The sequence below is a fragment of the Leptospira bourretii genome, assembly GCF_004770145.1.
Classification (GTDB): Bacteria; Spirochaetota; Leptospiria; order Leptospirales; family Leptospiraceae; genus Leptospira_A; species Leptospira_A bourretii.
Map to the genome: position 1 here is coordinate 158,460 of NZ_RQFW01000018.1, position 11,796 is coordinate 170,255.

The window sequence follows — 11,796 nt, forward strand, 5'->3', positions numbered from 1 at the left end:
AGGTTACAGTTGCCTTTATTTAACTTTAGTTCTCAGCTTTTTTTTGTTTTTGATTGGTCTTAGGCCAAAGCATTTTATCTTCCCTTTCCTTTTTTCGACTCATTGCTTCACTGAGTCTTGTGCGAAGAATAAAATCAATTTGGTCTTTTGTCTGGAGAGGCAAACGATCTGCATCAGAAACATTTCCGAGGTCTCTTAATAAAAGTTGGATGGCTTCAAACGCTTTTTCATTTAAAAAATCACCATTTGTGGGCGCAGCTGCAATTCGATTCCAAGTTTTGATCGCTTCTGATTGGAGTTTCGAATCTTTGCGACTGTTACCTGCCTCCCAAAGAACCCTTCCCTTTTCAAAATACCCATCCTTCAGCCTATATCCTTTCGGGGTTTTTGCAATCAATGTGTCCAAAATATCAACCCTCTTTTTAGAATAAGCTTCTTCCACATCCTTTGGGTTGAAGAGTTTTTTTTCCGTTAAGAGTTTTTTATATTTTTCTGACATCCTTCGTAAGGTTTCATAACGCAGAGTTTGTTTTAGTTCAGGTGTTGCCAGTTTTAAGTATTCTTTTGCTTGGAAGTACTGTTCGAGAGCCCGGCTTTGAATTTCATAAATGTTTTCAATGGTAAAAAGGATTTCAGTACCAGTATTGGTTCCTAAATTCTCTGAAAGAGCAGCCATCATTTGTCTAAGAAAATCTTCTTTATTCAGATTTTCTTGAAAATAATCAATGGCAAAATAACTGGGATCTCCGCTAAAAGGATAGGCTAACCTTTGCAAGTTTTCATAATACAAATCTCGAACAAAAAAACTAAGGTCTCCTTTGTCTGGATCATATCCCATATACCGAGAGATAAACTCATCCAATTGTTTTTCTTTCTTTTGTTTGAGAGTTTTGTCTAAATAACGAGTTCGGTCATCTTTAGGCATCGCCAGTGGAGACTTTGGTTCCGCCTCACCTTCCTTAGAAATCCTCATGGTGATGGGAGGCGAGGATTCATCTCCTTTTCTAAACTCTTCAATGATACGGTTTCGTTCTTTATGAACAAATAAATTATCTTCGGCATTTTCTATATCAACACGAAAAGGATCACGAATTCCTTTGACTGTTGGAAGAACATCTTTAACGATGATATCCTCATAATCACGGTTTCTTTTGATATAAGAATCCGCAACTCCAGAGTTTTCGTTGATTAAATCATAATCATTTTTGAATTGTTTGCGTAAGGAAGATGTTCCTTCCAAGTCTTTGACTAATTCTTCCCATTGGCTCCCCTTATACTTACCCTTGGAAAAACCATTCCCTTCACCGTCCTCTCCTTCTTCTCCCTCACCTGGATCTTCGGAAGTTTCGGCATTTCCAGTTTCTCCACCGATTTTTCCAAAATTCATCTGAAACGAGAGTTCTTTTTCTTCTTCTTGTGCATAAATCCAAGGTGGGCCACAAAGAATTTTTTGATACGGAGAATCTGCGTTATTATAAGAATATATAATTAATGTTATGTGAGAGACGACTGAAATATAGAGAGCAATATAAAATCTAAAGTCAAAAAGAACTTTAAGGATTCCTTTTCGCATAAAAGAAAAACACTAATCCTACAATTCCCATATACAAATAAGAAAGTAAGTTCCCATATAATCTGTAAAAAGTCATTTCCCCAGGAATCACTTGCACTTTTTTGCGAATTACAGCAGTTGTTTCAATCGGAGTGAAGTCATTGTCAATATTTCGCCCAAGATGATCCGTAAACACAGATGTTCCAGAATTTGTGGACCTAACAATCCATTTGCGGAATTCAATGGCTCGCAGTCTACCTAAGGTATGGTGTTGGTAAGACTCAACCGAATTTCCATACCATTTGTCGTTTGTGACATTGACAATAAAATCAGGATCTCCCTCAAACTTTCTGACAAACTCGGAGATAATGACTTCATAACAAATCAGAGGTAAAAAACTACCAATTTGTTTTTCTTCTACCTTCTCTTTGGAATAGTATTCTCGAACAGCAATTGGGCCCATCGTCATTGTATCCTCGAAGTGCAGGTCTTTCGATTGTGAAGACGCAGTCTTTCTTGGTTCATAATAAGGAATTAAATTCAAATTGGTTCCCGGTGCAAACTGTCCAGTTTGTCCAGACAATGCATACATCCATTCAAAAGGCATGTATTCGCCGAAGATTAGTAAAAAAACTTTTTGATAACTATTTCTTCTTTCTCCATTCGGATTCATTATCACCGAAGAATTATACATCCGAACATCTCGTCTAGAAATACGACCAGGAAGTGCCTCTGCACTGAGATCTGCATCTAACTCATTGTAAAATACATTTGTTCCATGTCGTAGACTTAAGATCGCCATCAAAGATTCAAATTGGTGCCAATAAATTCGGCTGTATCTTGTTACTTCTGAATCATGAGTTGTGAAAAACGGTACCCCCGACTCTGGCAAAACGACAAGATCCACTGGGTTCCCTTTCAATTCCCGTTCTGCCATTGAATCAATGCGCGTCATTAGATTTCGAATTTCTTCAGCAGGATTACGTCCATCCCGAAATTCCAAAGGGGCATTCGGTTGTATGATCAAAACATCTCTCTCCGCAATGGGTTTCACTTTTGACCATTTTTGAAATAAATAATATCCATTTCCAAAAAATAGAACTAAAACCAAAACAAGGCTTAAACTACCTAACAGAAACTGTTTTTGGAAAGTTTTGTGTTTAGAGAGAAAACTTGTGAGTAATCGAAAAAAAGTTTTTGGTTTTCTAAAAGAAAACAAATAGTAAGAAACAAAAAACAAAAATGCGGACAATCCGTACGAACTCGTATACTCTGCGTTTTGCGCCAAAATTTGGTTTTCAGCAACAACGTTACCAAAATACCAAGGGAACACTTGAGGTGTAAAAAATTCCGCAAATAAAATCGAAACAGAAGCTATGACTGGGAAAAATTTTCCTACACGTTTTGCCAAAAAGGAAAATAACAAAAGATAAACAGGAAATTTAAAATTAAGGAGAATGGCAGAACCAATAAAAATGGGAACTGCCAAATACCAATCAAACCCACCAAAAACAGTGGTCATATGGTAAATCCAATGGAAGGAAATAAAATAAAACAAAATGGAAAAACCAAACCCGTGATAGATGAGTTTTTTCCATTCTCCCCGATTTCTTTTTTCTACAAGGAAAAGCCCAAAGGGAGCCAACCAAACAAAAAAAGGAAGACTTAAAGGAGCAAAAGAAAGGAAGGAAAATACGGCGGTAATCGCATAACAAAAAACGGATATGAACCCTTCGCGCGAAATTAAAAAACGTACTAGTTTCATACCCGTTAGACTACTTAAATTAAATTACGATTTGTTGTAGTTATTGTTACCGTTTTGCACTTTTGTAAAAATCATTTTACCAGCAGCTGTTTGGATGATACTTGTGACTACCACCCGCACATCTTTTCCTACTAAATGGCCACCGTTTTCAATCACAACCATCGTTCCATCTTCTAAGTAACCAATTCCTTGGTTTTCGTCTTTTCCTTCTTTGATGACAGAGATTTGGAACTCTTCACCAGGAAGTACAACAGGTTTTAATGCATTGGCAAGATTGTTTAAGTTAAGAACACGAACCCCTTGTAATTCAGCCACTTTGTTTAGGTTGAAGTCGTTAGTCACAACAGCTCCACCAGTATCACGTGCTAGTTTCACAAGTTTTGCATCCACTTCGCGAGTATCAGAATAATCAGTATAAGTGATCTTAACTTCGATAGAACCTTTTCTTTGGAGTTTGTTCAACATTTCCAAACCACGTCTTCCACGAGCCCGTTTGATAGGATCAGAAGAATCGGAGATCAGTTGGATCTCACGTAACACAAAGTTTGGTAAGATGAGCGGGCCATCTAAGAAATGTGTATCAGCAATATCTAAAATACGACCATCAATCACAACGGAGGTATCTAAAATTTTGTCTTTGATCTGAGTGTTGCCAGTTTCAAGTCCAGGGATTTGAAAACTAGAACCACCGGTTGCATTTCCACCACCAAAAATCCCAAGGCCTGGTTTTTTTGCAAAAGCCACTCCCGTTTTGATTCCAGTGAGGAAAAGAAGAACTGCCACAAAAATGGCAATGGATTTGTATCCGTAATCGTTGAGAAGGCTAACCGGGAATGCTGCAATGGACAATCCAAGAAGCGCACCCACACTTGCACAAAGTACAACATCTGCTTTGATTTCAGGGAATAATTTTCTTTCACCTAACACGAGGAATAGGGAATAAAGAAGAATGAATCCCGCAAGTGTCCCCGCCAAAACGAGGTTTTGCGATTCCGAATATAAGAAGAAAAACGATACCGAAGAGACAAAAATTGTCCCAAGGGTTGAAAGTAAGTGTTTCATAACTCAATCCTTATAAAAGAGTTGAGCAAAAACGGAAGTTTATTCTAAATCTAGATCATCATCCAATTCTTTTGGAGGTGGTGGTGGAGCCATACCTTGCACTGAAGCTGCCAGCACATCGGAAACAATGTTTCCTGCTTCTTCTTGGGGTACACCCTTACTCAATGCAATTTCCATCTTTACTAAATTATAGGCGCTCTCATAGAGCTTTCTTTCCATAATGGAAAGTTCTTTGCCATAGGCACGTCTGTAAAGATTACGGCAAACATCAGCCACTTCAAAAATGGAACCAGATTTGATCTTGTTCATATTGTTCTGGTAACGGACCTTCCAGTCCTCTTCCGTGTCGACCTCATCCTTTTTTAGGAGAGTGAGAACTTTTTTGATCTCTTTTTTATCAATGATCGACCGGATACCCACATCCATTGCCCGATCCACAGGGATAGAGACCTTCATTTTGGAACCTTGAATTTCCAAACTGTAACAGTCTTTTTTCTTTCCCAGAATCAGCTTTTTCGCAACTTCTGTGACCTCACCTACTCCATGGATAGGGTATACAACGTAGTCCCCCACCTTGAATTTAGGCTCTTTAGTTTTTTCGTTTAGTTTTTTTGTAGCCAAGTAAGTATAATAACTTCCGTAAATACTCTTGCCATGAGTATACCTGAAAATTGACGAATGTCAAGGAAGTTGGCAAAAATAGTTCAGAATCGAATGGTTTTTACTTGGGCGTCGGTCAAACTAGGGAGTTTCGACTTCACTGCTTCCAAGGTTTCTTTTGCATCATCCAAACGATAAAAGTAACCAGCAAAGAGTTTTCCCGTAGAGGTACGAAAGATTCTGCCCCGGAGGCTCGGATTGGTATCAATCAGTTGTTTTCCGACGGCAATGGCTTCTTCCGGTGTGAAATCCCCAATTTGTACCATATAATTGATTTGGTCATTTTTGGGAGGAAACTTTAATGTTTGAGGGAATGGAGATCCAGAGTTCGGACCAGGTTCATTGGACCGATTCTCTTCTTGGTCGCTTGCAACTTCTTCTGGGTTCTTTAGTTTTGGTGCCGGTAATCTTTGTGCGCCACCAACATTCGAAAAAGAAGTCTCCGAATTTTCTTTAAATTTAGTTTCTTTTTGGCCTAGTTGGATACCCACCACCATACCGGAGGTAAATAATAAAATGCCACCAATGAGAAGAATGAATGCAGATTTAGGCTTTTGGGTCGCACCGAGATAAGAATGAGTTTGTGGAGAATAGGATGGAACCTCACCTTCTAAGGGTCGGCCGGATCTAAGCTTTCTCGAATAATCTATATTTTGCATGGGCGTTCCGGTATCTCTATTACTCTAATTGTCGGACGCCGATTCGAAAAAATAGAACTGTTTTTTACTGAAAAGGAAATGATTCCAAAACCGATTAGATCGTAGTTGAAACCACTAGTCCATTTTCAAAAATGAGAATTAGAAATTGTGAATTGTCCTCTTTGTGAATCTGAATCGAATCCTTTTTTTACCAACAAATTTCGCTCTTACCGAAGATGTCGTAATTGCCTTTCCATCTTTATGGATTCAAAGTTTTGGCCAAACCCAGAGGAAGAAAAAACTCGGTATCTAGAACACAATAACGACGTAACCGACATACGTTACCAAAATTTTTTAAAACCTGTGGTGGAGAAAGTTTTGACCAACCAAAAGTCCACAGACAAAGGTTTGGATTATGGAGCAGGTCCAGGCCCTGTGGTGCAATTTTTGTTGGAACAAAATGGATACAAAATCAAAATATATGATCCCTTTTTTCATAATGATCCAGAAAACTTAAAACAAACTTATGATTACATCATCCTCACGGAAGTGGTAGAACATTTTCATTCCCCAAAAGGCGAGTTTCAGAAATTGTATAACTTATTAAATACTAACGGACGTTTGTATCTCTTGACACATCCTTACGATGACAGTATCAATTTTGAAAAATGGTATTATAAAAATGACCAAACCCATACCTTTTTCTATACTACGACGGCATTCGATTGGATTCTGAATCATTATGGTTTCAAATCTTTAGAAATTGAAGATCGAATCATTATACTAAAAAAATAATATGACCTATCTCCATTCAAACGATTGATCATCTACGGAAGACTCATCAAAGTGGAGATGTCACTTGCACTCAGCTGACGTCCTTTGAAAAACCAAATATCATCCATCCTGCCTGTAAAAAAACGAGGGTTAGCAAAACCATAACCGATGTTTAGTGGTGTTCCGGTCCACCAAGGAAGCGGTGAACTGCCCGTAATGCATCCAGTGACATACGGAAGATCACCTGAGGGGATAAAATCAGAGGTAACACCCACACCCACTCCATTGACCCAAATGGTTCCCTGCTGCGTGGCTCCATTATGAACGTAAGTGATATGAGTCCATACGTTTGCGGTTAAAACCGTTGAAGAAGTCCCTACTGTAACACTGGAATTACCCCAAAAGGAAAAAAATGCAGAAAACTCGAAATGACCTGCTGCATCTAATAAAAGTCTGGGCCCTGGATTGTAACCAATAGCTTGTTGGAAACCTATAATTTGATTGTTCGTCGCATTATTTGGAAAAATCCATAAAGCAATGGCAAAGTCCTCGTTGCAAAGAGGAGTAAAGTCACTACCAAAGTACTGATCCGTCCCATTGAAGGATGCAGTACCGTTTGGCAGATGGGAACGACTGAGAGAATACGAAGGACCTGTAGTGGCAGGCCAAATTCCACCAGGGAAATATCCATGATGAGCACTTCCACTCTTATCATTGATATCACCATCCAGAGGATACCATGCATAAAGACCGGAAACAAGTGTGGGCGGGATTTGGAAACCATTTGTAGAAGTAACTCCGTTAGGACCACAACGCCCTTCTAAAAAGCATTTTAAAATTTCAGTTTCAGTGAATGATTTGCTTTTGTAATCTCCCGTATTATTAAAAGAGTTCGGCTGACAATAGGAAGATAAACAGAATACAAATACAAATAATCGAATTTGTTGAATGATTCGGAAACAACTCTCCATAGAAACATCTAGAATATCCGAAAAAAAATACTGGTCGTCCGAAACTACATTTCAGGACTCTTTTTTAGAATTAAACTTGTAAGCTGTCAAAAAAATCTAAAACTGATTCAAAATGAAATGGGTTCGATTTTTGTTTTTTGTATGGATCTTGACGGCTGGTCTATCCTGTTCCGAAGAGAAACACAGCAGAACTAACATTACGAATCGATTTGAATCCTTCCGTGATCCCCAAGGGCAGATGTCCTTGGAAGATGTAGAGAAACAAACATCTTGGCAAACCATAAAAGGGGATTCTCTCTCTTTTCATTTTACAAAAGACATCATCTGGCTCCGTGCCAAAGCTAGTGACCCCGCTTTTTTACCAGATAAAATCCTCTCTTTAGAATGGAAGGCATTAGACAATGCGATTCTTTTTTTACCGGACGAAACGTCCTACCAATCTTTTCAAACGGGAGACGCTTATCCTAAATCCACTTGGGCTGTTCCGGAAGCATTGGATCCTAGTTTTCAAATACCAAAACTCAAACTAACAAAAAAAAACTATATTTACCTACGACTTCAATCTGTTTCCCTCATTTCTTTTCCTATTTTCTCTATGGATGAGAATACCTTTCACAAAAAGATTGTTTTAGAAACCGGAGTGATCTACTTAATTCTGGGATTCTGTGCCGTTATGTTTCTCATCAGCATGTTTTATCTCTTGGCATTTCGGCTTTATGATTTTTTTTACTATGGAGTCTATATACTAACAACGACTTTGTGGTTTAACACTCAATTCGGAAATTCCTTCCATACTTTTTGGCCGAATGCAACCTGGTGGCAAAGTAGATCTAATTTATTCTTTTTGGCTTTGGGAATCGCTGCTTCTTTTCAGTTCGTAAGAATATTTTTAAACACGAAACAAAAAACTCCTTGGGTCGATCGCATTCTAACCATACTTGCACTCGTTGGACTCATATCCTCTTTCAGTATCCTTTTCACAGAAACAAATCGGATCTTTTCTAGAATCATCAACCTCATTTATTTGATATCGGTTCCCATCATCCTCTCTGCCGGAATTCGGGTCTACTGGATGGGGGAGAAAAAAATCAAATTCTTTCTCCTCTGTTGGGGGAGTTATCTTTGTTCGGGATACATTTCTATTTTTTATTACTTAGGAATCATTCCTTATTCTCTGCCGGTCATATATGGATCCATATTCATATTTCCGATCGATTTGTTTTTTTTATTATTCAATCTTCTGCAAAAATACAAAGATTTGGCTGGAGAAAGAAATGAAATTTTGCAAAGACTACTCTCCATAAACAATTCCAAAGACACACGGTATACAAAATCCAAACTAGATTCGGTCAACACAAACGAATTTGTGATTCGACTAGAGAAATGGATGAGTGAAACCAAACCATATTTAGATGAAACTTTGGATTTAGAGAAAACATCTCTTGCCATTGGACTCAATCTACAGCAGACATCGGAGTTAATCAACTCGCAATTAGGGATGAGTTTCCGATCCTATTTGAATTCCTATAGAATCAAAGAGGCCAAAGAACTGCTAAAAACCAAACCGGAGTTATCGGTGATTGCGATTGCATTTGCAACGGGTTTCGGCTCGAAATCGGTATTCAATGCAGAATTCAAAAAATCAACAGGACTTGCACCCGGAGAATACAGAAAGAAATCTTAAGTCCACATGACCTAAAGGAAACACTTAGTTTACCGAAAGAAAGTCCCTTTGGGTAAACTAACGATTCTAAATCACAGATATAATTTCTTTTAACCTTGGGTGTTCCGGAGACATTTTTTTAATCATATCCACCAAATAAGTTGCACGATCCTTATCCCCATTCAACCGACAAACATCCGCTAAGTGAATTAAGTTACGAATATTCGAAGGTTGGCGAAGACGAACACGTTCGCTAAGCTCTTGTGACTCCCAAAGAAAAGACTGAGATTTGTACAAAGAATACATTCTTTTATAAAGAACAGAAGTATGAAACATCCAAATTGTATCCGAAGGATAATTTTCCAATGCCAGACTTGCGTATTCCATCGCCTTTACTAAATCACCCTTTTTTTCATACAACTTTGCAATGTATTTGAGTTCAGCGATGGATGTGTCAAGGGCCGAATCATAAGACAACAATAACTCAAGGGCTTTATCATATTGTTTTTCTCTAATTTTTTCTTTTGCTTCCAGGAAAAATTTTCCAGGTTTCGGATATGGATCTAGGTTGTATTGTAACGAAATCAAACTCAAATCATCAGAATATTTTCCCTTTTTTCGCAAACATTCAAGGAGAGGCTGCATTTCCCCTTTTGCTTCTTCAATATTCCCTAATATTAAATTATGATCTTCATTGATATCGCGATACCTTCCTTGTTCAGAAAGTATCAAATCATCCTTCCCATCAGAACCACAAAAGATTTTATCCGATTTTTTCATCTGAAACACAGAAATGATTCTTTCAGAAAGTCCTTCAATTACACCTAACTTGTAATAATGAACTTCATCTTCAATAAATGAGGCCTTCCCATCCCGATACAAAATCACCGAAGGGTGTTCTAAATTGACAAAATACAAAGTTCCTGTTGATTCCTCAAGTAAACCCACAACGGCAGAGACCAACATCGCACCATCAAAAGTTTCAAATACTTTTTGTAAGTCCAAATAACAATCATGTAACCAACGTTCGGGTGACCGGTTCGATGATGCAGGATCCATTTTAGAGCGAATGATGATCGAGTTATATACTGCTCCGAGTACTATGGCCCCACCAGCACCTTGGATTGACTTCCCCATGGCATCCCCATTGATAAAGGCTTTATAACGTTTTCCTTGCAAAATCAGGTTGAATACCGATATATAATCACCACCTAACTGATATTCCCTGTTTCTAAATTGGAATTTTTTGTACTGATTGACCACCGTTTCAATTCCGATCGCATTTCCATCGGTCTCATGTCCAAGCAGAGGTTCTAATAATAATGATGTTAAAAAATAATCTCCATCTTGTTGTGATTTTAAGTTCTGGATTTCATCTACTGTCTTGGTGATTTCTTCATTTTTTTTAATGATTCGTTTGTGGTTAAGAAAAGAATGGAAACGGTATCTTTCCATAATCAGACCACTAAAAATTCCCAGAACATAACTGATTGTCAAGTTCTGCATTGAATAATTTGCAGCAGCGGTGGTTAGGTTGGGCTTATAAATAAATACAGAAATAAAAAATATTAGAATGGATATGGGATAGTAGATGAGTAATGTTTTTCTTGGTAGTGGCAAAAAAGGGAGAATCATCACAAGCATCTGGTATCCAGATACATAAGCGGCATCATCTGCGATCCGACCCGTATAGTAGGCAGCAGTGAAGAGTAGATAAGCATATGTTAAATATGCCCAAGTCAACCCTTCCCAAGAGGAAAATTTATTTTTAAAATGATTATAGAAGATAAAAACAATATAGGAAAAACAAAAGAGGCTATAGCCAATTCGGTAATAAAACAATTCTGGAAATTCGGGATGGAGTTTAGCATCGGTATCAAATGCAAATCCTAACATACCAAAGACGCCAATAATACTTCCAGGGATTTGAATGATTCGAGTGTGCCGGTCTAATTCCTTAATGTAATCTTCGTTATAGATTTTCCTCTCGGGAATTAGGTCCAAAAATTGAGAGAGAATCGCTTTTAGGTAGTGATACACGATTCTTCATTAGACGAAAAAGCCCGCACATGGGCGGGCCTCTTTCAAAATGTTTTGTCTATTTTTTTCTAGAAGAAAGGTTTTGCAGGGAACTCTGTCGAAGGAGCAATTCGAGAAATGATATCCCCGAAAGAGAACGCAAACAATAAAGCCAAAAAGGCAAATGCAGAGAGAAAGATAACGCGGTTCAGCATATTATCATACTTTAAATGCATGAAGTAAGCCAAAACGAAGAAAGCCTTACAAGTTGCCACAGCCATTGCGACAATCATATTCCACTTTCCTAAGTCGTATTGTGCTACCCAAACAGTAATGAAGGTTCCAAAGAACAAAGCCAAAAGAACAAAAACGTAAGTTTTGATTGGGATCACATGGTGATCGTGTTCTTCTTCCTCTTCTCCATCTTCTACCCACATGGAAGCAGAAGCATGGTCTTCTTTGTGATCTTCATCACCTAATACAAATTTTAGCAATTTACTATCTTTGTTTTCTTCTGTAAATTTTGCAAAACGATCAGTTTGGAAAAACTGACCGAACCAGTTTACGATAAATCCTAAAATGGTAGCTGTTGCAATCCCTGGAGCAAAGATTCCAAATCCAAGAATTGGAGTGAAAACCGCAACAAGAGCAATGAAGTAAAGTCCGTAATTGATTACGTATTCCATTCTATA

At 38.0% G+C, this 11,796-nt stretch carries 10 protein-coding genes; 2 read left to right on the top strand and 8 right to left on the bottom strand.

Annotated elements, in window-relative coordinates:
- Positions 1 to 25 precede the first annotated feature (25 nt).
- The 5 genes from EHQ47_RS12745 to EHQ47_RS12765 form a co-directional block, all read right to left on the bottom strand.
- Positions 26 to 1,573 carry a hypothetical protein gene (locus EHQ47_RS12745; protein ID WP_135777296.1) on the bottom strand — a complete coding sequence of 516 codons (1,548 nt, stop codon included), beginning with the start codon at positions 1,571 to 1,573 and terminating at the stop codon, positions 26 to 28.
- Positions 1,554 to 3,317 carry an apolipoprotein N-acyltransferase gene (lnt, locus tag EHQ47_RS12750; RefSeq protein ID WP_135777297.1) on the bottom strand — a complete coding sequence of 588 codons (1,764 nt, stop codon included), beginning with the start codon at positions 3,315 to 3,317 and terminating at the stop codon, positions 1,554 to 1,556. Before lnt ends, EHQ47_RS12745 begins: the two co-directional genes overlap by 20 nt.
- Before the next feature lie 24 nt (positions 3,318 to 3,341).
- A complete protein-coding gene (locus EHQ47_RS12755; protein ID WP_135746711.1) occupies positions 3,342 to 4,379 on the bottom strand; it encodes a PIN/TRAM domain-containing protein in 1,038 nt (345 codons plus the stop codon).
- A 39-nt stretch (positions 4,380 to 4,418) separates the two neighbouring features.
- A complete protein-coding gene (locus EHQ47_RS12760) occupies positions 4,419 to 5,000 on the bottom strand; it encodes a CarD family transcriptional regulator (protein ID WP_004785733.1) in 582 nt (193 codons plus the stop codon).
- Between the two features lie 83 nt (positions 5,001 to 5,083).
- Positions 5,084 to 5,698, bottom strand: a complete 615-nt coding sequence (locus tag EHQ47_RS12765) for a hypothetical protein (protein WP_135777298.1) — start codon at positions 5,696 to 5,698, stop codon at positions 5,084 to 5,086.
- Between the two features lie 240 nt (positions 5,699 to 5,938).
- On the opposite strand from EHQ47_RS12765, the gene EHQ47_RS12770 reads away from it, so the two are divergent.
- The gene (locus EHQ47_RS12770) at positions 5,939 to 6,472 is read left to right on the top strand and encodes a class I SAM-dependent methyltransferase (protein ID WP_135746709.1); all 534 of its coding nucleotides are present in this window, start codon (positions 5,939 to 5,941) and stop codon (positions 6,470 to 6,472) included.
- A 32-nt stretch (positions 6,473 to 6,504) separates the two neighbouring features.
- On the opposite strand, the gene EHQ47_RS12775 is transcribed toward EHQ47_RS12770, so the two are convergent.
- Complete coding sequence (locus EHQ47_RS12775; protein WP_135777299.1) at positions 6,505 to 7,422, bottom strand: LamG domain-containing protein; 918 nt, start codon at positions 7,420 to 7,422, stop codon at positions 6,505 to 6,507.
- Between the two features lie 112 nt (positions 7,423 to 7,534).
- Between EHQ47_RS12775 and EHQ47_RS12780 the strand changes: the two genes are divergently transcribed.
- Entirely contained in the window at positions 7,535 to 9,106 is a 1,572-nt protein-coding gene (locus EHQ47_RS12780; RefSeq protein WP_135777300.1) for a 7TM diverse intracellular signaling domain-containing protein, read from the top strand.
- A gap of 66 nt (positions 9,107 to 9,172) precedes the next feature.
- Here EHQ47_RS12780 and EHQ47_RS12785 read toward each other — a convergent pair whose 3' ends face one another.
- Both EHQ47_RS12785 and EHQ47_RS12790 read right to left on the bottom strand, forming a co-directional pair.
- Complete coding sequence (locus EHQ47_RS12785; protein WP_135746706.1) at positions 9,173 to 11,125, bottom strand: SpoIIE family protein phosphatase; 1,953 nt, start codon at positions 11,123 to 11,125, stop codon at positions 9,173 to 9,175.
- 68 nt (positions 11,126 to 11,193) lie between these two features.
- On the bottom strand, positions 11,194 to 11,790 hold the full coding sequence (locus EHQ47_RS12790; protein ID WP_135694044.1) for a cytochrome C oxidase subunit IV family protein: 597 nt from the start codon (positions 11,788 to 11,790) through the stop codon (positions 11,194 to 11,196).
- Positions 11,791 to 11,796 lie beyond the last annotated feature (6 nt).